General features: G+C 62.9%; 17 protein-coding genes and 16 pseudogenes. 16 read left to right on the top strand and 17 right to left on the bottom strand.

The genetic code is table 11. The annotated features are described in order from the left end of the window. Window positions 1-8: 8 nt before the first annotated feature. The 6 genes and pseudogenes from AC2RP6_RS37875 to tatA all read right to left on the bottom strand — a co-directional run. Window positions 9-110, bottom strand: a pseudogene (locus AC2RP6_RS37875) (RacP protein); the annotation flags it as partial. Between the two features lie 2 nt (window positions 111-112). Continuing rightward, a pseudogene (locus tag AC2RP6_RS37870) lies at window positions 113-759 on the bottom strand (DUF6192 family protein); the annotation flags it as partial. Between the two features lie 7 nt (window positions 760-766). Further along, a pseudogene (locus AC2RP6_RS37865) lies at window positions 767-1522 on the bottom strand (transposase); the annotation flags it as partial. A 323-nt stretch (window positions 1523-1845) separates the two neighbouring features. Continuing rightward, window positions 1846-2799 carry a twin-arginine translocase subunit TatC gene (gene tatC / locus AC2RP6_RS37860; RefSeq protein WP_486450684.1) on the bottom strand — a complete coding sequence of 318 codons (954 nt, stop codon included), beginning with the start codon at window positions 2797-2799 and terminating at the stop codon, window positions 1846-1848. A gap of 82 nt (window positions 2800-2881) precedes the next feature. Further along, window positions 2882-3238: a twin-arginine translocase TatA/TatE family subunit gene (locus tag AC2RP6_RS37855; protein WP_486450683.1), complete on the bottom strand. Its 357-nt coding sequence runs from the start codon at window positions 3236-3238 to the stop codon at window positions 2882-2884. 41 nt (window positions 3239-3279) lie between these two features. After that, window positions 3280-3570 (bottom strand): Sec-independent protein translocase subunit TatA, encoded by a 291-nt coding sequence (gene tatA, locus AC2RP6_RS37850; RefSeq protein ID WP_486450682.1) that lies wholly within the window; start codon window positions 3568-3570, stop codon window positions 3280-3282. A gap of 699 nt (window positions 3571-4269) precedes the next feature. Between tatA and AC2RP6_RS37845 the strand changes: the two are divergent. Continuing rightward, window positions 4270-4518, top strand: a pseudogene (locus AC2RP6_RS37845) (IS630 family transposase); the annotation flags it as partial. A 21-nt stretch (window positions 4519-4539) separates the two neighbouring features. Beyond that, window positions 4540-5274 carry an IS630 family transposase gene (locus tag AC2RP6_RS37840; protein WP_486450708.1) on the top strand — a complete coding sequence of 245 codons (735 nt, stop codon included), beginning with the start codon at window positions 4540-4542 and terminating at the stop codon, window positions 5272-5274. Between the two features lie 33 nt (window positions 5275-5307). Here AC2RP6_RS37840 and AC2RP6_RS37835 read toward each other — a convergent pair. Beyond that, a pseudogene (locus AC2RP6_RS37835) lies at window positions 5308-5950 on the bottom strand (IS701 family transposase); the annotation flags it as partial. 1 nt (window position 5951) lies between these two features. Here AC2RP6_RS37835 and AC2RP6_RS37830 point away from each other — a divergent pair. Next, window positions 5952-6214, top strand: a pseudogene (locus AC2RP6_RS37830) (IS481 family transposase); the annotation flags it as partial. 126 nt (window positions 6215-6340) lie between these two features. On the opposite strand, the gene AC2RP6_RS37825 reads toward AC2RP6_RS37830, so the two are convergent. Together AC2RP6_RS37825 and AC2RP6_RS37820 are read right to left on the bottom strand one after the other, a co-directional pair. Continuing rightward, entirely contained in the window at window positions 6341-6715 is a 375-nt protein-coding gene (locus AC2RP6_RS37825; protein ID WP_486450681.1) for a hypothetical protein, read from the bottom strand. 693 nt (window positions 6716-7408) lie between these two features. Continuing rightward, a pseudogene (locus AC2RP6_RS37820) lies at window positions 7409-7519 on the bottom strand (IS5/IS1182 family transposase); the annotation flags it as partial. A 3-nt stretch (window positions 7520-7522) separates the two neighbouring features. On the opposite strand from AC2RP6_RS37820, the pseudogene AC2RP6_RS37815 reads away from it, so the two are divergent. From AC2RP6_RS37815 to AC2RP6_RS37805, 3 genes and pseudogenes are all read left to right on the top strand, one after another. Beyond that, a pseudogene (locus AC2RP6_RS37815) lies at window positions 7523-8140 on the top strand (IS630 family transposase); the annotation flags it as partial. 73 nt (window positions 8141-8213) lie between these two features. Beyond that, window positions 8214-8952 (top strand): annotated as a pseudogene (locus AC2RP6_RS37810) (transposase). A 103-nt stretch (window positions 8953-9055) separates the two neighbouring features. Beyond that, window positions 9056-9511: a hypothetical protein gene (locus AC2RP6_RS37805; protein ID WP_486450680.1), complete on the top strand. Its 456-nt coding sequence runs from the start codon at window positions 9056-9058 to the stop codon at window positions 9509-9511. Here the strand turns inward: AC2RP6_RS37805 and AC2RP6_RS37800 are convergent. Then, window positions 9508-9606, bottom strand: a complete 99-nt coding sequence (locus AC2RP6_RS37800) for a hypothetical protein (protein ID WP_486450679.1) — start codon at window positions 9604-9606, stop codon at window positions 9508-9510. The two genes, AC2RP6_RS37805 and AC2RP6_RS37800, sit on opposite strands and share 4 nt — an antisense overlap. A 474-nt stretch (window positions 9607-10080) precedes the next feature. Between AC2RP6_RS37800 and AC2RP6_RS37795 the strand changes: the two genes are divergently transcribed. After that, a protein-coding gene (locus tag AC2RP6_RS37795; RefSeq protein ID WP_486444433.1) for an IS5 family transposase occupies window positions 10081-10955 on the top strand; the annotation gives its coding sequence in 2 pieces (ribosomal slippage) (window positions 10081-10474 and window positions 10474-10955; 876 coding nt in all). Window positions 10956-11404: 449 nt separating this feature from the next. On the opposite strand, the gene AC2RP6_RS37790 is transcribed toward AC2RP6_RS37795, so the two are convergent. Beyond that, entirely contained in the window at window positions 11405-14221 is a 2817-nt protein-coding gene (locus AC2RP6_RS37790; RefSeq protein ID WP_486450707.1) for a TIGR03767 family metallophosphoesterase, read from the bottom strand. Between the two features lie 649 nt (window positions 14222-14870). On the opposite strand from AC2RP6_RS37790, the gene AC2RP6_RS37785 reads away from it, so the two are divergent. Beyond that, a complete protein-coding gene (locus AC2RP6_RS37785; RefSeq protein ID WP_486450678.1) occupies window positions 14871-15041 on the top strand; it encodes an Imm53 family immunity protein in 171 nt (56 codons plus the stop codon). Between the two features lie 10 nt (window positions 15042-15051). Here the strand turns inward: AC2RP6_RS37785 and AC2RP6_RS37780 are convergent. The 3 genes and pseudogenes from AC2RP6_RS37780 to AC2RP6_RS37770 all read right to left on the bottom strand — a co-directional run. Further along, window positions 15052-15433 (bottom strand): annotated as a pseudogene (locus AC2RP6_RS37780) (transposase); the annotation flags it as partial. Window positions 15434-15468: 35 nt separating this feature from the next. Continuing rightward, window positions 15469-15576, bottom strand: a pseudogene (locus AC2RP6_RS37775) (IS5 family transposase); the annotation flags it as partial. An 80-nt stretch (window positions 15577-15656) separates the two neighbouring features. Then, window positions 15657-16325: a hypothetical protein gene (locus AC2RP6_RS37770; RefSeq protein ID WP_486450677.1), complete on the bottom strand. Its 669-nt coding sequence runs from the start codon at window positions 16323-16325 to the stop codon at window positions 15657-15659. A gap of 438 nt (window positions 16326-16763) precedes the next feature. On the opposite strand from AC2RP6_RS37770, the gene AC2RP6_RS37765 reads away from it, so the two are divergent. Next, window positions 16764-16820, top strand: a complete 57-nt coding sequence (locus tag AC2RP6_RS37765) for a CPCC family cysteine-rich protein (protein ID WP_486450706.1) — start codon at window positions 16764-16766, stop codon at window positions 16818-16820. Between the two features lie 157 nt (window positions 16821-16977). Here AC2RP6_RS37765 and AC2RP6_RS37760 read toward each other — a convergent pair. Further along, window positions 16978-17846: pseudogene (locus AC2RP6_RS37760) on the bottom strand (IS630 family transposase). 483 nt (window positions 17847-18329) lie between these two features. On the opposite strand from AC2RP6_RS37760, the gene AC2RP6_RS37755 reads away from it, so the two are divergent. Together AC2RP6_RS37755 and AC2RP6_RS37750 are read left to right on the top strand one after the other, a co-directional pair. Continuing rightward, window positions 18330-18746 carry a helix-turn-helix domain-containing protein gene (locus tag AC2RP6_RS37755; protein WP_486450676.1) on the top strand — a complete coding sequence of 139 codons (417 nt, stop codon included), beginning with the start codon at window positions 18330-18332 and terminating at the stop codon, window positions 18744-18746. A 274-nt stretch (window positions 18747-19020) separates the two neighbouring features. Beyond that, window positions 19021-19398, top strand: coding sequence for a transposase (locus AC2RP6_RS37750; protein WP_486450675.1), 378 nt, complete (start codon window positions 19021-19023; stop codon window positions 19396-19398). Window positions 19399-19510: 112 nt separating this feature from the next. Here AC2RP6_RS37750 and AC2RP6_RS37745 read toward each other — a convergent pair whose 3' ends face one another. Next, window positions 19511-20551: a nucleoside hydrolase gene (locus AC2RP6_RS37745; RefSeq protein ID WP_486450674.1), complete on the bottom strand. Its 1041-nt coding sequence runs from the start codon at window positions 20549-20551 to the stop codon at window positions 19511-19513. Window positions 20552-20597: 46 nt separating this feature from the next. Between AC2RP6_RS37745 and AC2RP6_RS37740 the strand changes: the two are divergent. Together AC2RP6_RS37740 and AC2RP6_RS37735 are read left to right on the top strand one after the other, a co-directional pair. Beyond that, window positions 20598-21411 (top strand): annotated as a pseudogene (locus AC2RP6_RS37740) (IS5 family transposase). 1015 nt (window positions 21412-22426) lie between these two features. After that, window positions 22427-22783, top strand: a pseudogene (locus AC2RP6_RS37735) (transposase family protein); the annotation flags it as partial. A 119-nt stretch (window positions 22784-22902) separates the two neighbouring features. Here AC2RP6_RS37735 and AC2RP6_RS37730 read toward each other — a convergent pair. Then, window positions 22903-23127, bottom strand: a pseudogene (locus tag AC2RP6_RS37730) (IS630 family transposase); the annotation flags it as partial. 104 nt (window positions 23128-23231) lie between these two features. On the opposite strand from AC2RP6_RS37730, the pseudogene AC2RP6_RS37725 reads away from it, so the two are divergent. The 3 genes and pseudogenes from AC2RP6_RS37725 to AC2RP6_RS37715 all read left to right on the top strand — a co-directional run. After that, window positions 23232-23993: pseudogene (locus AC2RP6_RS37725) on the top strand (IS481 family transposase); the annotation flags it as partial. 141 nt (window positions 23994-24134) lie between these two features. Next, window positions 24135-24500, top strand: a complete 366-nt coding sequence (locus tag AC2RP6_RS37720) for a transposase (protein WP_486450673.1) — start codon at window positions 24135-24137, stop codon at window positions 24498-24500. Further along, window positions 24431-25417: an IS3 family transposase gene (locus AC2RP6_RS37715; RefSeq protein ID WP_486444501.1), complete on the top strand. Its 987-nt coding sequence runs from the start codon at window positions 24431-24433 to the stop codon at window positions 25415-25417. The genes AC2RP6_RS37720 and AC2RP6_RS37715 overlap by 70 nt, the downstream gene beginning before the upstream one ends. Window positions 25418-25516 lie beyond the last annotated feature (99 nt).

Below are 25516 nucleotides of genomic sequence, written 5' to 3'. Positions count from 1 at the left end.
AGGCCCTAGTGCAGGACCAGGCCGGCGGGGCGGGCTTCGAACAGGACGAAGCGGAGGGTGTCGGCATGCCGCCGGGCGGCATCGTCCTTGCGCCGGGAGGCGCGGAGCACGGCTACTCGCCCCGCAGCAGGGCTGCGAGCGCGTCGTCCATGTCGACCTTGCCGGTGCTGACCGCAGTCTCGATCCAGTCGAGCGTTGCCCGCACCTTGGCCACGCTCGAGCGCACGATCCCGGCTTCGTCCTCGCTCAGAGTGCGGTCGCGCAGGCCCGGGACGGCTCGGCCGGCCAAGACGACGAAGGAGTGGCAGGCGGTAACCAGGTCGAGGAACTCCACCGTCCGGTCGATCTTCTTCACCGCAGGCGCGACAGGGCTGGCGGTCTCGAAGTGCTCGCGTGCTTGCCGGGACCGCTCGTTCTGGGCATGGTTGACCTGGAAACGGGCGGTGTCGTCGCTCATCGCCTTAAACGCGACCTCTGGCCGCCGCAGCAGGCTCTTCGCTGTGGTGGTGGCCACCTGCTCGTCGCGGGTGAACCCCTCCACCGCCCGGGCTTTGTCCACCTGTGTGACCGTCGCTGTCACCTCCGGCCGGGTGCGGGGCCGCCCTACTTTGAGACGGGGCACCGAAACACGCTCCAGTACAGGCTCGAACTGGGGCCCGTCACCGTAGTGCCCGGGCGTCAGGACGAGGGCGAGTGGTCTGCACCGCCCGTCCGCGGCGAGGTGGATCTTGGTGGTAAACCGCTTCGGCAGCGTCCCAAGCACTCACACGAACTCGCCTCCGTGCCGGGGCGGCCGACCTCTGGTGTGAGGCCGCCGCGGCGGCGCTGGCCGACGCAGGACGCGATCCGACCGTATCCGGGCCAGGAACTGCACCGGTAGGTCCCGTGAAAGATGAGCCAGCCGGGGTACGTCGTATCCCGTGTCCGCGATGACCAGCACGTCCGGGTCGCTCGTCTGCCGCTGACCCGCATCGATCAGCCGCTCGACCAGGTCACGCAGCTGCCGGGCGGTGACGATGGCGGTGTCGTCCTCGGGCTCAAGACGCCGGCCGTCCAAAGGTGCGGTCCAAGGGCTGCGGCCGCGTTCGAGCGCGCAGACGATCGTGTAGGGCCAGCCAGCAACGAGGATGTGCTGGTCCTTGCCCCGACCGTAGGTGTGGCACAGGATCCGCTGCGGTGAAGTGTGGGCGCACGGCCGCAGCCAGCAGGTGACATCGACGGCCAGGACCATCCGGCCGTCAGCGTCTCGTGGCAGCGGCACCGACGCCAGGGTCCGTCGCATCCGGCCCGCGTCGATCCGGCCCTGGGCGAGTGTGGCGTAGAGCCCTCCGTGACCGCCGCGCTGTTCGCCCGCCAGTGACAGCTCGACCAGCGATCCCAACGGCCCGTCACCGCACAGAACCGCATCGGCGAGCTCGAACAAGGGGTCCGAACGGGCGGTCAGACAGGAGCAGAACTCGCCCCGGAAGCGTGACAGTTTGCCCGGCGGCTCCTGCCGAGCATCGTGATGCAGCAGACTCATCCTCACGGCTTCGTTTTGGACGTGTGTGTTCCTTGGGCGGAGCACATGTTCAGACGAAGTCCGCTTCCGTGCACGGCGGATACCGAACCGAGTGATCAAGTACGACGCACCGTTCGATGACTCACGTAAAAGATCAAGCTAGGCGAGGCATGCGCATCCAGTGCTTCGCTACGTCGGTCTCTCCCAGACGCCGATGGAGCACCACATGTCGATGCCCCCGGTTTCAGGGCGACTGTCCCATGCAGCGCCGTGTAGCACGTGTCCCAATTTCAGACTGCGATCATCGACGTAGACCCACTCACATGTTACGCAAATGCCGCAAATCAAGTTATATCATGAAACTTTGAGGCGGAGGCGGTCCACGATTTATTTCTGTCATCGACTCCTGCCGCTTCGACATTTTCGGGATAGGCATTACCGCCTTCGGGCTGATTGGATTCGATGTCTTTTCCGGTCAGCAGGGAGTTGCGTTTGACTATTCCCGCAGGGTTATATAAAATATCCAAATTTGCCGCCTCGCTGTCAGCGAGTCCCGCATCGGGGTTATTGCGAGTTCTGCGGCGGTCATTTAGAAGCGAAAATGCTACGGCTCCAAAATAGAGAATGGTTATAGGTCCGGCGAGTGCAAACATTCCAACAGGATCTGTCGTTGGCGTGATTATGGCGCCAAATAAGAATATTCCCAATATTACGCCTCGCCACCATCCGGCCATCTCTCGTCCCGTGATCATGCCTGTCAGGTTCAGAGTCACGAGGATAAGCGGCAGCTCAAAAGCGAGGCCAAAAACGACTACCATGCGCAGAGTGAAATCGAGAACATCGCTAAGAGGAAGAATATTTGCTGAACCGCCAGGCGTGAGGCTAATGAGAACCTCGACGCTTATCGGGAGAATCTTGTAGGCGAGATATGCGCCGGTGAAAAATAACGGAACCGCTGCTCCAACAAAAGCATACGTGTATTTTTTCTCCCTCCTATGAAGGCCTGGAGCGATAAATGCCCAGAGCTGATACAACCAGATAGGGCTTGCGAAGACCATTCCAGATACAAGGCTCACCTGGATCGTGGTGCTGAAAGGAGCTGTCAATGTATGGAACGAGACGATCGCGCAGTTGCCCCCATCGCTTGTGACGCCCGGTTTACATTTGGGAACTGATTCCGTCAGAAATTGCATCAATTCTTCGCTGTAAACGAGAGCAGCGCTGGTAAAGGCGAGAATGGCTATAAGGCTTTTCGCCATCCGATTTCGGAACTCTCGCAGGTGCTCCAGCAAGGGCATTCTGCCTTCGGGATTCCTGACGCCGTTACGCACAGAGTTTAGCAACCCACGTCCTCATCTCGTGCGGTTACCGCCCTACCGCTCAGCGGCAGGTGCGGGCTTCATCTGTTCCTCGAACTTCTAATGCATCTGCGACCTGTTTTAGCTCGTTTTGTAGGTCGAAGGCGCTCGGCAATTCTTTAAGTTCCCTCACATTTTCATTTTTCTCGAGCTGCTTCCGAAGGAAGTTTTTGGGATTCAGATCTTCAAATTCGAAGTTCTCGTAATTTTCCCCTAGCTCGGCTCGAACACTTTCCTTGGCGTTCTCCGAGAAATCACGCAGTTTTCGGGTCAATTTTGTGACGTCTTGTACGAGTTTCGGCAGCTTATCTGGTCCAAACACAATCAGCGCCAGTGCAATAAGTGCTGCGATCTCGAGCGCGCCTAAGTCGCTGAACAAATAGCGTTCCTTAGTTGTGAAGTCGGACTGGTAGGAGCTTGTTAATGAGCCGAATTTTCCGATAGATCGGTCACGCCATGAGTCCGTCTGACTTCCGCTGGCGAAACGTGGATCGCCAGAAGTTCGCCGGAATCATGCTGGCTTTCTGCAGAAGCATGCCGAGATGCTACGGAATCCTGCCTCTCGTCGGATTTCATTGCCCTGGCTTCACTCTTCAGGATGCGAGCAGACTTACCTAGTGAGCGCGCCATCTCCGGTAGCTTCTTAGCTCCGAACAGTAGCATAATGACCATAATGATGAGAATTATTTCTGTGGGACCGAGTCGACCCATTGCTACTACACCTTCCCTTGCTCTTAGCTAACGCTAGTTCTCAGCCATCAAGGCGGTTAAGTAGTAGAATACTTACCGAAATCCCTGGCTGTCCCTACCCTCTCGCGCATGAACTTCACCGTCGTGAGTAATTTTCTCTCACCTTTCACCCTCCACGTCCCAAAGTTCGGTCCTCTTGCCTGGGGTCTTGGGTCGGCGTTCAGGTACGTTCGATGGTGAGGACGATCTTGGTGTTGCATCGTGAATGAGGTCTCGGCGCTACTGGATGCGCAGAAGCTGTGTCGGGTTTGCTGGACGAGGTAGCCAGGGCGCTGAGGGAGACGGGGGAGGGGGGTGTACTCCGCCCAGCGGGAGTGACCATGGGATTGTTCTTGTTTGGCGGACAGGTTGTTTGTGTTGGTTCAGGCTGCGGGTTTTCGTATTCGGCTGGGATTTGGTAGCCGGGGTTGGAGTGGAATCTGCGGATGTGGTATCAGCCTTCGGTGTAGTCGAAGATCGCGGAGCGGGCGGCGGACCAATGTGCCATCTGCGTTGGCTGACCAGGTCGTTCTTGTGTGTGGCTAGGGACTCGGCGAGGACGTTGTTCCAGCAGACGCCGGTGCGTCCGATGGAGAGTCGGATGTTGTGGGTGGCGGCGAGGGCGTGGCTGGTGTAGTAGCTGCCGCGGTTGGAGTGGAAGATGACCGGTCCTTGGGGCTGTCGATGGCGGGAGTCACGGGGATGTCCCAGTCGACGGTGTCGAGGGTCTGGCGGGCGTTCGCGCTGGCGCCGCACCGGTCGCAGACGTTCAAGCTGTCCACCGACCCGCTGTCCATCGACAAGGTCCGCGATGTCGTCGGTCTCTATCTCGACCCGCCGGAGAAGGCCTTGGTCCTCCGCGTGGACGAGAAGTCGCAGATCCAGGCCCTGGACCGGTCCCGGCCGGTCCTGCCGGTGGGGCCCGGCACTCTGAACGGCGCAGCCACGACTATGTCCGGGCTCTCCCCGGACCCGTTCCTGATCGAGAAGATCCGCGACGTCGTCGGCCTGTATCTCGCTCCGCCGGCGAACGCGGTGGTCTTCGCGGTGGACGAGAAACCGCAGATCCAGGCCCTTCAGCGGACCGCGCCGGTGCTGCCCATGATCCCGGGGGTGCCCGAGCGGCGCAGTTTCGACTACGTCCGGCACGGCGCCGTCGACCTGTTCGCCGCCCTGAACACCGCGACGGGCAAAGTGATCACGAAACTGTCCGCGCAGCACCGGGCAGTGGACTTCCGGGACTTCCTCGACGAGATCGACCGCCAGACCGACAAGAGCCTGGCGGTCCACGTGATCTGCGACAGTCTCTCCGCCCACAAGGCGCCGGTGGTGCACAGGTGGCTTCTGGCGCACCCCCGGTTCCAGCTCCACTTCACCCCCACCTACTCGTCGTGGATCAACCAGGTCGAGCGGTGGTTCGCCAAGCTGGAACAGCGCTGCCTGGAGCGCGGAGTGTTCTGCTCACCCAACGACCTCAAAACCGCACTCGAAGGCTGGATCAAGGTCTGGAACGACGACGCCGGCCCTTCAAGTGGACCAAGACCGCCGACCAGACCCTCAACCAGATCTGCCGCCACTGCTCACGCATCTCCGAACCAGATCACTAGCTTTCTTCGGTGGCGTCGTAGGGCTGCCATGAGACGGTCTGTTGGCAGGTGGGGCAGGTGCCGGTCCAGGTGGCGATGAGGTGTTGGAGGAGGTCTGGGGGCTGGTAGAGGGTCAGGTCATGGCAGGGACTTTTGGGCTTCTCCGTTGTTCGGTCAGGAACAGGTGGGCGGCGGTGACGAGGGTGACGTGGCGGTGCCAGCCGGTGAACGAGCGGCCTTCGAAGTGGTCCAGGCTCAGGGCTGTCTTCAGTTCGCGGTAGTTGTGCTCGATCTGCCAGCGGGCCTTCGCCAGGCGGATCAAATCTTTGGCGGGGATGTCGGCGGGCAGGTTCGAGATCCAGTACTTCACCGGCTCCGCCTCGCCGTCGGGCCACTGCGCGACCAGCCAGACGAGCGGGATCGTGCCGTTGGTGGCGGGTTTAGGTCGGCGGCCCGCGAGGCGGATCCGCAGGAGGACGAAGTGCGAACTCATCGCAGCCCTGGAACCCTTGCGCCAGGTCACGGCCCCGGTGACGTCCGGCGGCCAGCACGTGGTTGCGTAAGCAGACCGGCAGGGTGCGATACCGGGGTTTGGGACGGGGCCCCAGGCCGGAGCGAGCGGGCTGATGCGGCTCGGCGTCTTCTGTGTGAGCGGTCATCTCGCCTTTGACCTGCAGTACGTAGGCCAGCCCGCAGTCTTCCAGGCCACGGCGGAAGTCGGCGTTCGCGCCGTAACCGGCATCCGCGACCAGTGCGGCAGGCCGCAGGCCGATACCGATCCCGGACGGCGGCGGCGGCCACAACGTCCTCGGCCGCGCCGTCGGCAGCCCGGACAGAGACCGCGCAACGGCGCCGGATACGTCTGCCTCCACACCGCCCTCGACGACCACAGGCGAATCGCCTACACCGAAGACCTGCCTGACGAGACCGCCCCGACCTGCGCCGGCTTTCTGGCCCGGGCCACCGCCCATTTCGCATCCCTGGGCATCCGCGTCGAACGCGTCCCACCATCTCTTGCTCGAGCCAGATCATCGACCACGGGTCTGACACCAGTCGATGAGCCCCCGGTCATGCTCGGCCTCTCTCACTGTTTCCTCAGTTGGTTCACGGAGTGAACCAACTGAGGCGAGGAGCAGGTCCCAGAAAAATCCGATATCCGCATCAGGCTATAGCCATCGCTCGGCCAACTCTGGGTGGTTGGCAAAGCACCACTCGAGATACCTGCTTCTGACGTTGCGTTGCGTGAATCCTTCGCCAGTGAGCTGTAAATATATTTCAAAGTTGGCCAGAGAGACGGTGATGATGTAAACCTGTGTCGCACCGATAGCGTGGCAATGACGAGCGGCTTTCAATACTCCAGCACTATAGGTTTCATAGTTGTCGCCGTAGTGCTCCACGAGATCAGGCCATTGATTTCTTACCCGGTCGAAATCGCTCCGCTGCCAGCGCAACACGAGTGCGTCAAAGCGTGCCTCGCCGTCACGATCAGGAAAGGCCTGATCGGGATCCCAATCTCGTGGTGTGAAATTTTCCGCAGCCATTTAAGTTCCTTATTTTTTAAAGTAGCGGGCGGGTCGACTAAGTCAGTGAACCGCAGATTCCCAGACGATCTCCGTCCGGGTCGCCTTTGCCGCACATAAACCAAGTATTCGATCAGTCAGCATTGGACTGTACGGGAGTTTCTAAGCCAGAAGGGCACCTCCTATATTCCCGGTGAAGCCGCATGCCGGCACGGCCCGACGCGGGCGCCTTAAATATGCGATTTGAGTCATAAATGCAAATCGTGCTTTCACATCAGCTGACCGTATCGCAGCACGGTCAGCCAAAAACACTTCATCATCCCCACCAGCCCCATCGATTTGACGTTCTACATGATGAAGCTGGACCGGAGTTCACCCGCGGCGCAGGCAGGCCCGCTGCCCCTTGCCACGATCTTCAAGCTCATCCAACTCGCCCCGGTTAACTAGCGCGCGTTAACCACGCCCCACCTCGTTTCCTTCGCTCGCAAGGGCTCCCACTTCAGTGCCCGGAGACTCCCGCGAGGCCGGACCATACTACGCTCTCGGGACGAGGCCGGATATGTTGCGGAACTGGGAGACACGAGGAGAGGCGTCTTCCGGAGGGCAGGCGGGAGGGTTCGACTCCCTCCTCTTCCCGCTTACTGTGGGCCTGCACTGGTTCGGCGCCACCCGTGCATTCCCTGGCACAAGCATTTTTTCGTCATCAAATTTCCGGTCGCGGACCGGGGCGAGGGTGCCGTCCACGATCCACATCCGGTCCACGTCGGCGACGGGCCGCAGTGCGGGCTCGAGCGCCAGGAGCGGCCGCAGGCGGTGGATGACCCGGCGGTCCACGACGTCGTCGGCCTCTACCTCGACCCGCCGGAGCGGGCCCTGGTCTTCTGCGTGGACGAGAAATCCCAGATCCAGGCGCTGGACCGCTCGCAGCCCGTCCTGCCGATGATGCCCGGTGTCCCGCAACGGGTCACGCACGACTACGTCCGCGCCGGCACCACCACCCTCTTCGCTGCCCTCGAGGTCGGCACCGGCAAGGTGATCGGCTCACTCCACCGCCGCCACCGCGCCGAGGAGTTCAAGAAGTTCCTCATCAAGCTCGACAAGGAAGTCCCGGCCGGCGTGGAGATCCACCTGGTGCTGGACAACTACGCCACCCACAAGACCCCGGCCATCAAGACCTGGCTGCTGGCCCATCCCCGATTCCACCTGCACTTCACACCCACCGGGTCGTCCTGGCTGAATCTGGTGGAGCGATGGTTCGCGGAGCTGACAAACAAGCAGATACGGCGAGGCGTTCACAAGACCGTCCAGGCCCTGGAACAGGACATCCGGACCTGGATCGCCGCGTGGAACAGCGATCCCAAGCCCTACGTCTGGACCAGGACCGCGGACGAAATCCTTGAACGCCTCACCAGCTATCTGAACAGAATTCCTGACTCAGAAGACTAAAGGGTGTTGCAGAAGGCGTGGTCTTGGGCATTTCTCCCGTATGGGTGGGGTGTTGCGGGCTGAGCCGGTGTGAGTGGAGACGTTCACGGGCTTGCGGATCGAGCGGTTCGCGAAGCTGGTGAAAGTGGTGAAGGAGCGGGGCGGGAACGGTCCCGGTGGGGGCCGTCCGTGGTGCCAGCCGCTGGCGGACCGGGTCCTCTTTAGTCGCCGTGTACTCCGCACCACCCTGACGATGAGGTAGCTCGCCTCAGTCTTCGGGATCTCCCCGGCCACCGTCTGCCGGGTCATCCACCGCCTGCGGCCGCTCCTGGCGCTCGAGCCCGCACTGCGGCCCGTCGCCGACGTGGACCGGCTGTGAATCATGGACGGCACCCTCGTCCCGGTCCGCGACCGGAAAGTGGGCGCCTCCTCGAGGAACTACCGGTTCTCGGCAAATGTGCAGGTCATCATCGACGCCGACACACGCCTGGTCATCGCCTCCGCCCGGCCGGCACCGGGCAACAAGGCCGACGCCCACGTCTGGCGGGAGTCGGACCTGCCGGCCGCCGCGGCCGGGACGACGGTCATCGCGGACGGCGCCTACCTCGGCACCGGACTGATCGTCCCGCACCGCAGACGAGCCGGACGCCCCCTCCTGCGCGGCCAGGAGGAGGACAACGCCGAACACCGCCGGGTCCGCGCCCGCGTCGAGCACACCTTCGCCCGCATGAAGAACTGGAAGATCCTTCGCGACTGCCGCCAGAAGAGCGACGGCCTCCACCACGCCGTCCAGGCCGTCGCCACCAATGCACAACCTCGCCATGGCCCGGTGAAACAACAGGTCAAAAGCCACTCCGACCTGCCCAAGCCCGGCCTTCTGCAACACCCTTTAGAGGGCGTTGCAGAAGGCTGAGTTTGGGCATTTCTCCCGTATGGGTGGATTTAGTTGTCCAGCACGAGGTGTACTTCGAGGCCGGCCTGCACTTCCTTGTCGAGCTTGACCAGGAACCTCTTGAACTCTTCGGCTCGGTGACGGCGGTGCCGGTATCCGATGACCTGGTCGGTGGCGACCTCAAGTGCGGCGAAGAGGGTGGTGGTGCCGTGCCGGACGTAGTCGGCCGTCCGCAGCCCGGCACCGTCGGCATCATGGACAGCCCGGGCTGCGACCGGTCCAGAGCCTGGATCTGCGACTTCTCGTCCACCCAGAACATCAGGGCCCGCTCCGGCGGGTCCAGGTATAGGCCCACGACATCGTGGACCTTGTCGACGAATTATGGGTCCATGGACAGCTTCGTCTCGGACCGGTGCGGCAGCAGGGCGAACGCCCGCCAGATACGCGACACCGTCGACTGCGACAGACCGGTCTCTTTGGCTATCGACCGCGTGGATTAGTGCGTCGCACCCTTCGGCGTCGACTCCAGCGTCTGGGCGACGAGAGTGGCGACCTGCTCGTCCGTCACCGTCCGCGGGCCACCCGAACGCGGCATGTCTCCCAAGCCCGCGATGCGGTACTGCACGAATCGGGCCCGCCACCGACCCACCGCCTGGCGTCGAACCGACCAGGGCCGCGACGTCTTTGTTCGTCGCGCCCTCGGCGCTGGCCAGGATGATCCGACAACGCAAGGCCCAGGCCTGCGGTGTCGAGCGACGCCGCACCCAGTCTTCGAGCGCGGCCCGCTCCTCATCTGTGAGCACCAACTCGACCTTCGGCCGCCCCGTCGCCATACCGAAAGCCTACATCTGAATAGAATTCCAGGTTCAGAACACTAGACGGGATTTTGACGCGACATTTCCGACAACCCAACCGACCCCGCCGTGGCTATCTTCAATTTCGACCGGGGCCTGACTCGAGGCAAACTCAAGCCGCTGCGGCGGTCGGCTGGGGTTCGCGAGCTGTCGTCGGCGAGACAGGACTAGGGCCTGTTGCGAAAGTGGATCTTGTTCGTTGATGATCACCTGTCGTGGGACGTGGAGATCTGACGAACGGCCAGTGGGCCCGGCTTGAGCCGTTGCTGCCGACGGGCATCAAGCCGGGCCGTCCGCAGGTATGGACACGGCGGCAGCTGATAGACGGCATACGGTGGCGGACCCGAACCGGCGCTCCCTGGCGGGACGTGCCCGAACGCTATGGGCCGTGGGACCGGGTCTATGACCTGTTCCGGCGCTGGCAGCGGGACGGCACGTGGGCCCGGATCCTCACGCGGCTCCAGGCCGAGGCTGATGCGAAGGGCCTGATCACCTGGGACGTGAATGTCGACTCCACCGTCTGCCGGGCCCATCAGCACGCCGCCGGGGCGGCAAAAAGGGGGACCTCCAGAAGGAGCCGCCCGGCGGAGTGTTCGTCGAGCCGGCCGACCACGGTCTCGGACGCTCCCGTGGCGGACTGACCAGCAAGATCCACCTCGCGGTCGAGCAGGGGCAGAAGCCTCTGTCGGTGGTGATCACGGCTGGGCAGCGGGGTGATTCCCCGCAGTTCGAGCCGGTCCTGGAGGCGATCCGGGTGCCCCGGCTCGGGCTCGGCAGGCCGCGCAAGCGGCCAGACCGGGTCCGGGCAGACAAGGCCTACGACTCCCGCAGCAACCGCTCCTACCTGCGCAGACGCGGAATCAAAGCCACCATCCCGGTTCCGGCGGACCGGGTCCGCAATCGCCTCAAGCGCGGATCGCGCGGCGGGCGCCCGCCAAAGTTCGACAAGGACGACTACAAGCAGCGGCACGCGGTCGAGTGCGGGATCAACCGGCTCAAGCGCCACCGGGCCGTCGCCACCCGGTACGACAAACTCGCCGTCCGTTACGAAGCGACAGTGCTGATCGCAGCCATCAACGAATGGCTGTGACCAGCACTTTCACAACAGGCCCTAGGCCTATCGTAGTAGGTACCGGAGTGCTAGGGCGGGTTTAAAGGGTGCTCCTCCCATGGCTATTCGGCCCGTCCGGCCGGCAGTTCCGCTGGACGAGAGCGTCGGCCGGGGATCCGGAAAGGCTTAGGGGATCAGTCCGGCCGCTTCGGTACATGGGACGGCGACATCTGCTTGTCTAAAGCCGAGAAAATTTCCTCCTATTCGCGGTTAATCCGTGCCTGGCTCCGAGTGGCGGAGCCTTTTCCAGTTGGACACCGGCAGGTCAAGGCAAGCTGCAGGGCCTCCTAAGCAACTCCAAGAGTTGCGCCAGGAGGCCCTGCTGTTAAATCTACCTTAGACACCCTTTGATTGGTGCATAATCAGCTGCACCTTTGACGGGAAATATTCTCCCAGGCCTAGAAAGTTTACAGGACCGGGAAAAAAACTTACCAGCCGCCATCATTCTGAACGGGTACTCCAACGTACGACCAACTGCTGTTCCAATTCCCTCCCGGGCTCGCCTGAGCGCAACTCGTAATGGTGCCATTGTGATCCTGAGCCCATAGTCTAATCTTTCCACCACCGCTCTCCGCGGCAAGGGATACGGGGAACCTAGAATCATTATCGGGCTTGATCGGGAAAGATGAGAATGTCTTCCATGAATCAGATCCGGCAGACGCCTGAGCCGTATATACGATGCGCCCCCACGGGTCCGTTCCGAAGATCTCAAGAACTCCTGTTCCGTTTCGCGCCACTGCGACGCTAGAAAGGCGCTGGTAGTCCGCTAGTTGCGTCCAGTTCGTGAAGGAACCAAATGCGGCACTACCTGGCGCCGTCTCCCTCCGCGCGAATACATTTCCATTCTTATTGATACCCACAATTGTGACGCAACCACTGTTTGCGCCACCAAGGTTCAGCTCCGCATCAATGGTACGAAGTGCTCCATCAACGGGTTTTGCGGATATGAAGGTTCGAGGGTCATCGAGAGACTTCTGTCGACGCGACCAAATGGCATCCTTGTCGTCAACATAGAAGAACTGAAGATACCCGTCCTTCGTAGTGGTCAAAGCAACATCAGCGGCGAAGCCGTTGTTGAAAGGCAACCACTGCGCCCACGCGTCGTTGATTAGAGGGCCCCACGAGGTGTGTACCTTGCCGGCGCTGTCTGCGGCTACCACGTACCGAGCATTGTTGGGCAGAGTGGTAGCTGCGATGCTCTTGATGTTTGCGGGTCCGCCGGCCGCCTTCCAGTCAGCGAATGGTCCGTCCACGACTGCTTGCGTTCGCGCGGCGATGCCCAGGCTGCCGAAGCCAGCAATCAAGTGCCGCCCATCGGCCCGGCTGGCAGCTGCAATCCGTGAGGGGCGGACTGTGGAGAAGGGAATCGGAAGTAGTAGACGGGTGTTTCGGTCTTCTGCCTTACCTCGTCGAATGTCCGCTTTATCCTGATCTGCCGGCTTATTCAGGTCAAGGCCCTTAGAACCTGCGATTCCACGAACTTCGTGAGGGTCGTTAGCAGCAAGTTCACGCCCGAAAGAGGCTAGCAGAGCAGGAGACTCGAGACTATGCGCGAAGTCAAGTGGGGCGTCAATGTCCACCATCGTTGTGAAGATCGACAGAACGCCTTCATGTTCCGCGACCTCGATGATGCGGCTTTGAATCGGCCAGTCGATGTGCGATGCAGTGTTGATCTCCCAGAACCCGCCCTTGAAATTACTTGCGTAAGTTGGGTACTTTCTGGGACGCGGAGTGATCTTGTTCTGATGCGTGTGACCATTTACAACCATGATCACATTCGGGAATCGCCACAGAAGCGTCTTAACTGCCTCAGCGTTCGATAGGTCATCAATCGTGTGATGCCCATAGACGATAACCATGCGATCACGAACGTCCGGCTGCCTTACGAGAGTCGGCGGGCCGAAGGTGCTTCCGTTGGTAAGCTCATACTGGGAATGGCATTTCTTGAGCTCTTGCTCGAGCCAGGCCATTTGTGCGCTATCGATCTCGCCGTCAGCGCCAACAGACTTGGTCGTATCCAGGCATATGAACTGGAAAAAGTCATCTACCCCGGCCGGAATGGAATAATAAGCGCGGTCCGGGTTGGATCGACTGAATCCATGCCCTGCCGGAAGTCCGCCGGTATTGAAATGCTCGGCAATAAACTGCGCTCGGTTTAGGAGGCGCCTATTTCCGTCCGCAGTCACAGGGACTTTGCGCATGTGACTTACGTAACTCATCATTCCAGGAACATCACGCACGGTTTCCCAGTTTAGACCAAGCTTGCTTCCGTCGTGAGGCAGTGTATCGGTACTACCAATGACTTTACCATTCCCCACTGCAACCTTGTTCGCCGCGTCGCCGAAGAGGAAATCGTAAGAGAAGGGAATGTTGCCCTGAACAAGCCGGTCATGATTTCCGAATGCAGCATACCATGGAAGCTTCTTAAGGCCGTGCGTGGTAAAGGGGCGACGGCTAGCTTTAAGGTAGCCCTGAAGAGAGTTCCCTGAACCTGCCTCGACGCCGGGGAAACCTGCCCTCTTGTATTTGCTATCGGCTACCTCTTCGGGGTTCCAGTAAGCGTCGGAATTGCCAACCGATGCATCCCTGAAAGCGGCCCCGGTGCAGCTCTCATCTTTTGCCCCCCCTGAATCCGGGGTAATCTGAACGCCCCCGTCCAGCAGGTCAATATACCAGCGCGTTTCATTGTACTGGCAATTATCAATGCTGTCGCCCGTGACAATAGCTTTGGTGAACGCCATGCCCGTGTGCGGCCCGTAGCCGACGTTAGCGATGGCGCGTACCATGGCATCGTTCAGTTGGGTGCTAAGACCTTCATGTGCACGGTAGGCGGACTTGAAACTCCAGGAATGATTGTATGGGGGGCCAAAGTCCGCGCCGCGGTCGAGAAATTCGGTTCGAGCCGGGGACTGGTCATCAACTACATGCATATCGCTGAAATGAACGAATGCTGTCAGGGGAGTACCCAGGGAGGCGGATCTGATCGGCAGACCAGGCTCAATCATCCGAAGAGTCTCGACTTCACCCGGCCCCGCAACGAGCTTTCGATATCCCTTGGAGTTGGCCGTCGTGCTGAGCCGGACCGTGCGATCAAGGGTCGTGACCGCTCCTGGTACGGCTGTCTTCCGAGCTGGCGCAACGACGCCGACGTTAGCGGTAGATGCATTCGCGATGCCGATAGAGCTCCGCATTGCGACGGCGGCTGCACCCATACTGGCGGCTGCCATTAAGTGGCGACGCGACATCGTCACGTTTATCTCCTAAGGATATGGATCCCTTTCCAGCAGGAAGGGAGCTGGCGTATAGTGGATAGAATCAATTGGCGCCTTTCCTCTGCAAGAGTAATCAGCACTCAGACGCTGCTGCAGGCGTCGCCATAGTGTTGATAGCCCGTCAGGTGATCCTCGGCGTCCTTGTCACCGTAGGGCCGACGGTGCGTCGAGTGCGCTCTGTCAGCAAGCAGCAGCTGATCGCCTACCTCGAGGACAGCGAAATCGCCATGCCATCACCCAGTTGGTGTCCCAACGGAACCCGATCACTCGCACCCATTGCGACCGCCGGCCCCCTCACCATCCATGTCGTCCGCACACCAACCGCGGCGACCTATGCAACAAATGGGTTGGAGTCCCACCCACCCCACCGCAAACCGCAGGGTCGCACCGGTGGCTTTGGCGTTGCAGGGTCCTCCGCGCAGCAGGCGGACCGAACTCAAGCCTTTGAGTGGGAACGGCCTGGGACCGAGAGTCCCCCGGAAGGACAGCGGCCGATGTCCCTCCTGGTGACCGCCGGACAGCGCGGTGAAGCCCGCAGTTCACCGCCGTTCTGGAAGGCATGAGGGTCGAGACGACCGATAACCCGGGGTGGTTCGTCAAGATCAATATGTAAGAGACGGAGTTGGCTGACCGGGAGCATCCCTATCAGCGGGTTACTCGAGACGAGCATGACTGGGTCATTGCGTGGGCGTCTGAGCAGACGTTTCACGTCGCCTGTGGGCCCAGCAATCTGACCGAGGGACTCTCGCTGTTCCGGATCCGGGCGTCCGAGGACGTCGCGGAAGAGCTCTGATCGGAGCTCCTCACGCTGCGAACGCGGGCCTGCCGCCCCAGTGGATGCCCTTCTCGCTGCGTATACGAGCGGGCTCCTTCCGTCGGGCGGCGAGGAAGCACGGGTTACATGCATTCTTGTTGCGCCAGCGCAGGTAGGCGTGCAGAGTCCGGGTCTGGATGGTGTGGTTGCGGTGGTTGGAGTTAGCGACGGTGAACTGCCGCAACGGCCCGAAGTGGGCCTCGATCGGGTTGGCCCAGGACGCGTAGGTCAGGGTGAAGCACAGCTCGACCCGGGTTCTTCCTGGCCCAGCACCGGATGGTCTCGCCCTTGTGAGCGGACAGGTTGTCCAGGATGACGTAGATCGGGGCGCCGTCCGGGCGGACCGCGCGAATCGACCTGAGCGCGGCCGGGTTTTTTGCCGGGGTGTGGGCGGCGACCTGGTCCAGGAGCCGGGTGCCGAGTCCTGTATGCTCGCCGCGGTGGCCAGCACCGCCATCAGGAGCCAGATCGTGTCGGTGACGATGTTCCGCTTCCTGCCTACGATCTGTGTCCCGCCCTTCCTTTTCTGCAGGAAAGTGCCGCTGCGATTGATCTTTTTGAGTTGGTCCACCTCGCGTAAGTGATTAAATAGGTTCAGCGGAGTTTTGTGGGGCGTCGCATGACCACAGTAAAATGGACCCGGTGCTGATCTCGGGTGGCTGCGAGGTCGAGGGGGTAGAAGTTCTTGCGGCCAAGGAGTTTCGCGACGCTGTCGGCGTTAAGGCCTGCTTGCCATGCCCAGCGGATGCATGCTCGCGAGCGCTCAGCGACAGCTGTGTACATTTTACCTGTATGTCCGGGGTGCTCACGCAGGAGTATCGGCGAGGCATCCAGCCGGCTCATTCTGACATCAAGTTCGCGTAGGGTGGCAGCGGTCAGCAACCACGCCTGCTCCCTGCGTTTTTCGAGGATAACCACGTACTTGGTGATTCCAGCGATGGAGTATGGCGCAAGGTCGACAATGCGGTGGCATCCGTCCAATAGCGCCCGCACCTCGGCCTCTTCAAGCCCCACATATACCTTTGGCGGCGGTCCTGGGCGGTTGTCCATAACCACCGAGAGCCGGGGCTGCGACGTGGCTGGTGTCACGGCATCCACGGTGACCGCGACCGGGCTATCGCCTGTCTCATATATGTGGGTCTCAAGCGCAGCTGCGTCGATGCCGACCCGGTGTACCTGAGGTGGTCCAGGTTCTTTGAACAGCAGTGCGGCGAAGCGCATGGCGCTGCTCGCGCCGTACCGGGAAAGTCGCGTCAGCCGCATGCCGGGCATCATCACAGTATCAAGCTGGTCGGGCCTGATGTCATGAGCCCAAAACCATGCATCTGGTGATTGATCTGGCGCCATGCCCCCACGATAGCCGGGTTCATCCTATGCCTGCGCCTCGGGACAGGGGTGATGGTTGCGCTGTCAGCCTGCCCTGGTGCATTCTCGAGTCCCCGTACCGCACGGTCGGATGATATTGAGGCGGAATAACTGAGGGCTGATTCTGACCTGCGGCGGAGCCCCTTCCAGGGCTTCGACCTGGGATTTCCTGGTTGGCATGCGTTGGCTCCCGACGACCGTTTACGGGTGTCCGGCGGACTGGCCGGGGGCTCCGAGGCGGTGAATCCGTGGCATACCGGCGGGGCCTGCAAGGAGACTGCGCAGGTGAGCGACTCCTACCCCTGTCCCTGCTGCGGGCACCGCGTGCTGGATGCGATGCCTGGCTCGTACGGGATCTGTCCCGTCTGCTCTTGGGAGGATGACGGGGTGTAGTTCCGCTGGCCAACCATGGCAGGCGGGGCGAAGAAGGTCTCCCTGGTGGAGGCCCAGCGCGGGACTTCGGCGCCTGCGACGAGCACGGCCGGCGGCACGCCCGCCCGCCGACCGCCGACGAGCCCCTCGACCCCGCCTAGTGATCTGAGTCAGAGATTCATCGGCAGTAGGCGGCGACTTTGTCGAGGATCTCGTCTGCGGTTTTCGTCCAGACGAACGGTCTGGGGTGTTCGTTCCAGTCGGTGAGCCAGGCTCGGATGTCGCGTGAACCTGCAGATCAGCTGGGACTTCCTTGTCCAGCTTGGTGAGGAACTCCTTGAACTCTGCTGCCCGGTGGCGGTGGTGGAGGGAGCCGATCACTTTGCCGGTGGCGACCTCGAGCGAGGCGAAGAGGGTGGTGGTGCCGGCTCGGATGTAGTCGTGGCTGCGGCGTTCGGGGGCGCCGGGCATCATCGGCAGGACCGGCTGGGACCTGTCCAGGGCCTGGATCTGTGACTCCTCGTCCGCACAGAGGACGAGTGCCTTCTCTGGCGGGTCGAGGTAGAGGCCGACGACGTCACGGACCTTGTCGATGAACAGAGGGTCCGTAGACAGGTTGAACGTCTGCGACCGGTGCGGCGCCAGGGCCAGATCCGCGAGACCGTCGACTGCGACATGCCCGCGGCCGCCGCCATCGACCTGGTCGACCAGTGGGTCGCGTTCCTCGGTGTCTCCTCGAACGTCTTGACGATGACCCGCTCGACGTCGGCATCGGTGATCTTCCGAGGGACACCAGGCCGCGGGTCGTCGCACAAGCCGTCCAGGCCCCGCTCGATGAAACGGCGCCGCCAGGCGCGGACCGTGTCCGGCACGATCCGCACCGGCGTGACACCTCCATGATCGAGTGGCCCTCAGCGCACTCCAGCACGATCCGCGACCGCTGGACCAAGCCTGGGCCGTCGTGCGGCGACGTAACCAGCCTTCCAGCACCGCCCGCTGGACATCAGTGACCGACAACGGCGGAATCTTCGGACCCGGACGACCCATGCCAGACCAACAATGAATCTCTGAACGGTCCGGGCTACACGCCACCTGGCGGTAGCTATACGAGAACAGGGCCTTCTCCGACACGTCCGCGAACAGGTCCGCCGGCAACTCCAATTTCCGCACCCGCTGGAGCTTGTCCACCTCCGCGAACAAGCTCTCCAGCCCCGGCGCCCCCGGATCCGCCTTCAGCTCGGCGAAGAACGACCGCCCGCCCCCGGCCACCGCCTGACCCCCAGCCGCCTCGTCACCGTCCTCGCTGTCCTCCGGCTCCCAGTCTTGCCGCACCTCTACTCCTTCGCCGTTCCGTTCGGTTGAATCCCCACACCGCGGCGGCCAACGGAGGGAGTGAAGCGAAGGAATCCAAACTGAAGCCAGACGATTACCCAGTGTTACTTGACGGGTGGCCGTAGCTATACGAGAACACGGCCGTTACAGCGGATCGTGCGGCGGGGCAGTACCAACTCGGTGCGCTACTGGCGGGCGATGCTGCTGCTGGCCTCGGCCGGCGGCAACTGGGTTCCGGTGATTGCCCGGCTGGTGCAGGCGGACGAGGACACGGTGCGGGATACGATCCACCGGTTCAATGAGATCGGGCTGGCCTGCCTGGACTCTCGGTGGGCGGGAGGCCGTCCCCGCCTGCTCGGTCCTGACGACGAGGACTTCGTCGTCGCGACGGCCACCACCCGCCCGACCAAAATCGGCCAGCCATTCACCCTCTGGTCGATCCGCAAACTGCTCGCCTACATCCGCCGGGTCCACGGCCGGGTGATCCGCATCGCCGCGAGGCCCTGCGCCGCCTGCTGGCCCGACGCGGCGTCACCTTCCACCGCACCAGCACCTGGAAGGAGTCCATCGACCCCGAGTTCGACGCCAAGCTCGACCAAATCGAGCACGTCCTGAAGCACTTCCCCGACCGCACGTTCGCGTTCGACGAGTTCGCCCCGCTCGGCATCCGCCCCACAGCCGACACCTGCTGGGCACGAACAGGGCAAGGTGGAGCGGCTGCCAGCGACCTACCACCGCACCCACGGCGTGACCTACTTCCACGGCTGCTACTCGGTCGGCGACCACACGGTGGTGGGGGGGGCGAAAACAGGCGCCGCAAGGCCACCGTGAACACTCTGGCCGTCTTGAAGTCGATCCGGGCCGCTCCCCGGACGGCGCCCCGGTCTACGTGATCTTGGACAACCTCTCCGCCCACAACGGCAAGAGGGTCCTTCGCTGGGCGGAGAACAACAACGTCTACCTGTGCTTCACCCCGACCAACGCTTCCTGGGCCAACCCGATCGAGGCGCACTTCGGACCGCTGCGGCAGTTCACCCTCGCCAGCTCCAACCACCCGAACCACATGGCCCAGACCCGCGCACTTCACGCCTACCTGCGCTGGCGCAAGGCCAGTGCCCGCTACCCCGGAGTCCTGGCCGCCAGCGCAAGGAGCGCGCCCGCATCCGCAGCGAGAAGGGCCTCCGATGGGGAGGACGGACATTGGCCGAAGTCGCCTGAGCGGCGGGTAACCACAGCTTCTCCCCTCGTCGGCCGTCGCAAACATTGAAGCCGGACTCCGGGCCGCCACGGAACGTCAGCGCCTCGCGGCCGACCCTGAGAGCACTGAGCAGGGAGTAGAGAGCAGAGACTCCTTCAAGCTCACTCAGAGCGAAGGGTCGTCACCCGGTGGCCGTGAGGACGTCTAGGAATCGTTCGTGGTCGACCGAAACCGAGATCCGCGTCCGGGTACCGGCAGCCGGACGCGCACCCCAGGCGCCGCGCTCACGATACACCTCGACCTCGCGGAACGCGCAGACGGATTCGTCGAGCGCCACGGCCGCCGCAAGCGGGTCGTGGAAGGCCTTGCCGGCGCGGCGCTTGGCCAGGTAGATACCCATGCCCTCCCGGACGAGCGCCATGCCCGGTGTGAGCCGCCGCGCCGACAGGATGGCATGCATCGCGCCGTCGTAGACGACGCCGTGGCAAACGTTCTTCGAGACGAGCACCCGCTCACCGACGTGGGGCGACTCCAGCAGCTTCAACGCGGCGTCCGGAGCGCCGTTGAAGTTGAACGTCGGGCAGGTCTCGCGTCCCTCGAATTTGGGGAGGCGGTGTTCGGGAGGGATGACGGAGTCGCCGGCGAAGCCGCCCTGCGCGACCCAGCGAGCGATACGCACGTCCGGCTTCCGCTCCAGGAGCATGCCGGGATTCTTCAGCGGTGCCCCCGTGAGCAGCGTCGTGTCCCCACTGACGAAGGCGTCCCGGAGTAGCTGCCAGGCCTCGGCGTCGGGCTCGCGAGGCGGAAGGTTCCCGAGCCAACGGCGATGGAATCCCGACACCGGCTTCACGTCAGCACCGGGCCGGCACGCGCCGACCGGCGCGGTCACCCCGAGGCGCCCGAGGAGGTGCTTGACGATGCCGACCTGCTCATCCGACCCGGGCATAACCGTCAAGCCCACCAGACGCGCCCACGGATGGGTCGCGATGGCACACAGGGTGAAGACGTCGTCGGGGTCGCCGGTCTCCATATCGAACACGATCGGGATTGCCATGCCGGCGACCGTACCGATCCGACGGAGCCCCGCCAACGGAATATCGGCGAGACGGGCGCGCTCGGCACACCTTGTCTTCGGCGCCGGCGACGTCACGTCCTCACCTGGCTCAGCGGCGCCCAGCCCGGCGATCCCACCGGCGCCAACCCGGTGGACGTTCTCGGTCACAGCCCTAAGATCGTGTCCTATGTGGTGAGGCGTTGTTGTTGTCGGTATGGGGCGGGGTAGGTGGAGTTGGATTGTTCCGGATGGGCTGTGGGAGATCGCGGAGCCGCTGATCCCACCGTCGAAGGTGCGGTTTCAGGGTGGTGGGACACCGGATACGCCTGATGAGACGTTGTTCGCGGTGATCATCTACGTGCTGGTCAGGGGGTGTGCCTGGCGGTCACTGCCGCCGTGCTTCGGGATATCGAAGTCGACGGCTCACCGCCGGTTCTTGATCTGGTCGAGGGCCGGCGTGTGGGGTCGGCTGCACGAGGGGATCCTGCACCGCCTCGACGACGCCGGCCTCCTCGTCTTGTCCCGCGTGGTCCTGGACTCTGCTCATGCTCGCGCTAAAAGGGGCGAACTCACAAGTCCGAGTCCCGTGGACCGAGGCAAGCCGGGCTCCAAGATGCACGTCCTGTCGGACGCGGCCGGACTGCCCCTCCTCGTCGCGTCACCGCGGCCAACACCCACGACAGCCTCGCGCTGAAACCCATGATCACGGGCAACCAAACGAGACACGACCCCCACCGCGGCCGCCACTTCAAACCCCGGCGTCTGCACGCCGGCAAGGCCTACGACGTACCCGAGCTGCGGAAACGGTTACGCGGGAAGCGATCGGAGTCCGTATCGCACGCAAGGGCATCGAGCCATCGGAACGGCTCGAAGACGCCCGGTGGGTGATCGAGCCGACCATGTCCTGGCTCACCGGCTACCGCCGACTCAACCACCGCTACAAACGCCACCCCCGCAACTACCTGCCATTCCTCGGCCTCGCCGCAGCCCTCTGCTGCTACAAGCGCCACGTCCACCTCACCACATAGGACACGGTCTAAGAACGTCGGACTTTGGCGCAAGTAGGGATTGCTCTGGTACCACGACGTTCACCGCGTATTGTAAAAAAAGTTATTGACACCTCCTAGATGTCAGAAAAATCAACGCCGAGTCGGCTATTTTCCGGTCGGTATATTCCCGCGTGTATTTGACTGGAGTTATCGTGAGTTATTTTGGGCGGCCCGTCGTGTCGGAGTCGGTTGGATCCGATATGACCTCAGGCACCCCGCGCCCACGCACCCTTCGGTTAGCCGGTCTGGCTGCGCTCGTTTCACTTATTGCGTCGCTGACCCTGGCTTTCACGGTTCTTTCGACCGGTAAGGCATGGCTGAGGTCGAAGGTCATTGAAACTTTGGGTGCCGGTATTCCGGATTCCCTACTCAATGCAGCAATAGAGGAGGGATATAAAACCCTGGAGATGCGCTCCTATGTCTGGATTTCCCTCGGAATTGGAATGCTTCTCATATTGATGGGCGGCAGGAACGGAAGCCGCTTTATAGCTGTTTCGGCCGGGCTGATCTTTTTTGCAGTTCTCGGCATGACTGCGGTAGAGGTAAGCGACGAAGTTCCGTCGACTACCAAGCTACTGGCTTCTACTTCTGCTCTCGCGGCACTTCTCTCGGCAATATGGTCTTGGGTCCCCGATTCGAGGAATTATGCCATTAGTCGACGGGCTGGTAAGCGGCATGACAGGAACTCAACCGTACAACTTTAATTCCTGGGCAGACTAGTCTGCGTGACAGGTGGGTGAAGCCCGTAGTAGATGGGTTTTCGACCGAGCCAACCGTCTCACCCCGAGGCTAGTTCCGTATCGGCTCTGCTCTGACAAGTTCCCAGCCTCCAACGACCTCGTGCACGATAAGCATCGCCGCAGTCAGCTCCCGACCATGCACAGAAACACAGACTGCCCTTATCCTGCACGAGCTCGTTAAAGGGTGTTGCAGAAGGCTGAGTTGTGGGCATTTCTCCCGTATGGGTGGGGTGTTGCGGGCTGAGCCGGTGTGAGTGGAGACGTTCACGGGCTTGCGGATCGAGCGGTTCGCGAAGCTGGTGAAAGTGGTGAAGGAGCGGGGCGGGAACGGTCCCGGTGGGGGCCGTCCGTGGTGCCAGCCGCTGGCGGACCGGGTCCTCTTTAGTCGCCGTGTACTCCGCACCACCCTGACGATGAGGTAGCTCGCCTCAGTCTTCGGGATCTCCCCGGCCACCGTCTGCCGGGTCATCCACCGCCTGCGGCCGCTCCTGGCGCTCGAGCCCGCACTGCGGCCCGTCGCCGACGTGGACCGGCTGTGAATCATGGACGGCACCCTCGTCCCGGTCCGCGACAGGAAAGTGGGCGCCTCCTCGAGGAACTACCGGTTCGCCACCATGCACAACCTCGCCATGGCCCGGTGAAACAACAGGTCACAACCCACCTCGACCTGCCGAAGCCCAGCCTTATGCAACAATCTTCAACGAGCTCGTGCATGGTTGGCGGTGACGCGCTAATGATCTGAGTCAGAGATTCGTCGGCAGTAGGCGGCGACTTTGTCGAGGATCTCGTCTGCGGTTTTCGTCCAGACGAACGGTCTGGGGTATTCGTTCCAGTCGGTGAGCCGGGCTCGGATGTCGCGTTCGAGGGCCTGGACGGAGTGGTGGACGCCGCGCTTGAGCTTCTTCTGGGTGAGCTCGGCGAACCACCGCTCGACCAGGTTCAGCCAGGACGCACTAGGTGTATTGATCACGAGCGTTGTTGACACTTGGCAGGTCTTGAACATGGCGAAGACCTCCGGTGTGGTGGAGCTGTCTAGGACTGCACCACACGGAGGTCTTCGTGTCCCACCGTAATGCCCGGCTGACCGTTCACGGCAGGCGGATCCTCATCGAACGTGTCCGTTCCGGCCGACCGGTCGCGCACGTCGCGGCGGAGATGGGGATATCCCGCCCCACTGCCCATAAGTGGGTCCGCCGCTGGCGGACCGAGGGCGAGGCCGGACTCCACGACCGTTCCAGCCGGCCTCACAGGACACCGCACCGGACCCCGACCGCGGTGGAAGAACGGGTCTGCGATCTGCGCCAGGCCCGCAAACTCGGCCCGGCCCGGATCGGCCCGGTCCTGGGCCTGCCCACATCGACCGTCCACCGCATCCTGACCCGGCACCGCCTGAACCGCCTGTCCTGGCTGGATCGCCCGACCGGAGCGGTGATCCGACGCTATGAACGCGAGCGTCCGGGCGAGCTCGTCCATGTGGACGTGAAGAAACTCGGCCGGATCCCCGAGGGCGGCGGCCACCGCGTCCTGGGCCGCGAAGCAGGCCGGCCCGTCCGCGGCGTGGGCTTCGATTACGTTCACTCCGCCGTCGACGACCACTCCCGGCTCGCCTACAGCGAGATCCACGGCGACGAGAAGGTCGCGACCTGCGCGGGCTTCCTCGCCCGCGCGGCCGCGTTCTTCCACAGTCAGGGCATCACCCGCATCGAACGGGTCCTGACGGACAATGCCTGGGCCTACCGCAAGGGCCTGGCCTGGAAGGCCGTGCTTGCCGACCTCGGCGCGGCCGGCAAGCTCACCCGCGCCTACCGGCCGCAGACCAACTGCGAGGATCTGACGGCGTTCTTCCGGTTGGTCTGACCCACAGACCAACCGGCCATTCGTGCCTTGTTGCCGATGTGTCGCCCGGCCGGGAGAACGTGTGCGGCTGCACCGGCGGACCGCCGGATGTGAGGTTCCCCCGACATGCGGAAGGTTGCCGTTCATGGCCTGATGGGCCGTGAGAAGGGAGCCTTGTGTGATGGCTGCACCGATGAAGTACCCGCCCGAGTTGCGTCGGCGGGCGGTCCAGATGTACCGCGAAGCGGACCCGAAGCCGGTGATCCGGCGGATGGCCGGGGAAGCGGGGTCCACCCGGAGGCCTTGCGGAACTGGATCCGCCAGGACGAGGCCGATCACGGTGAACGCGATGACCGGCTGACCACGACGGAGAAGCAGGAGCTGGCCGCGCTGCGGAAAGAGAACGCCGAACTGCGGCGCTCGTGCGAGATCCTCAAGGCCGCCTCGGCTTTTTTCGCCCAGGAGCTCGACCCGACCCGGCGACGGTACTGAAGCTCATCGACGAGCACCAAGACCGCTTCGGGGCCGAGCCCGTCCTCCGGGAACTACACATCCCCGCCTCCACCTATTACCGCTGGCGGCGGACCGCCCACCAGCCGTGCGACCGGGTCCGGCAGGACGCCGCACTGACCGAACAGATCCGCCACGTCCACACCGAATCGGACGGCACCTACGGATCTCCGCGCGTCCACGCGATGCTGCGGCGCGAGGGCGTCAACGTCGGCCGCAAGCGCATCGAGCGCCTGATGCGGCAGGCCGGTCTCCAGGGCGTCAGCCCCCGCCGGCCCCGCGGCTTCACCCGCCGCGACCCCGCTGCCAAAACGGCTGCGGACCTGGTCCGACGCGACTTCACCGCGGCAGCCCCGAACCGGCTGTGGGTCGCCGACATCACCCTGGTCCCCACCGGCGAGGGCGCCTGGTGGCTCGCCACGATCCGTGACGCGTTCTCCCGCCGGATCGTGGGCTGGCACACCTCGGAACGGGCGGACGCCGACCTGGTCCTGACCGCCCTGGAATACGCCCTGCACGGCCGGCCCGTCGAGCCCGGACTGCTGGTCCACCACAGCGACCACGGCTGTCAGTACACCTCGATCAAGCTCACAACCCGCCTGCTCAAGGCTGGTATCGAGCCGAGCATGGGCAGCGTCGGCGACTCATTCGACAACGCTCTGGCGGAGAACTTCTGGAGCGTGCTGAAGACCGAGTGCGTGCGCCGCACGACGTTCGCGACCCGCACCGACGCCGACCTCGCCCTGTTCGCCTACATCGACGGCTGGTACAACACTCGCCGCATTCAAAAGCGTCTCGGCTGGCTCAGCCCTGACGAGTACGAGGCGAAGTATCACGCCAAACAGCTGACGGCCGAACCGGTGGAATCCAACCCAACCGCACCCGCACTGACCAAGTAATCAGCACCTCCCGCACAACGGGGGAAGCTCAGATGTGACCTGATAAGAGCCTGGCTCACGCGCCTCATCGCAGTTGTGTCCCCTGTGCTCCATCGGTGC

This window comes from Streptomyces sp. WAC03905, from assembly GCF_057371075.1.
The sequence above is the reverse complement of the archived record's forward strand: the minus strand, read 5'-3'. Positions and strand labels throughout refer to the sequence as shown.

Bases quoted from the DNA above. Each gene is read 5' to 3' on its own strand.
- tatC (WP_486450684.1), bottom strand. From the start codon at position 2,799: ATGCCCTTGCTGGAGCACCTGCGAGAGTTCCGAAATCGGATGGCGAAA.
- tatA (WP_486450682.1), bottom strand. From the start codon at position 3,570: ATGGGTCGACTCGGTCCCACAGAAATAATTCTCATCATTATGGTCATT.
- AC2RP6_RS37840 (WP_486450708.1), top strand. From the start codon at position 4,540: ATGTCCGGGCTCTCCCCGGACCCGTTCCTGATCGAGAAGATCCGCGAC.
- AC2RP6_RS37825 (WP_486450681.1), bottom strand. From the start codon at position 6,715: ATGGCTGCGGAAAATTTCACACCACGAGATTGGGATCCCGATCAGGCC.
- AC2RP6_RS37800 (WP_486450679.1), bottom strand. From the start codon at position 9,606: ATGCCGCGTTCGGGTGGCCCGCGGACGGTGACGGACGAGCAGGTCGCC.
- AC2RP6_RS37790 (WP_486450707.1), bottom strand. From the start codon at position 14,221: ATGTCGCGTCGCCACTTAATGGCAGCCGCCAGTATGGGTGCAGCCGCC.
- AC2RP6_RS37770 (WP_486450677.1), bottom strand. From the start codon at position 16,325: ATGCGGCTGACGCGACTTTCCCGGTACGGCGCGAGCAGCGCCATGCGC.
- AC2RP6_RS37755 (WP_486450676.1), top strand. From the start codon at position 18,330: ATGCTGCTGCTGGCCTCGGCCGGCGGCAACTGGGTTCCGGTGATTGCC.
- AC2RP6_RS37720 (WP_486450673.1), top strand. From the start codon at position 24,135: ATGCGGAAGGTTGCCGTTCATGGCCTGATGGGCCGTGAGAAGGGAGCC.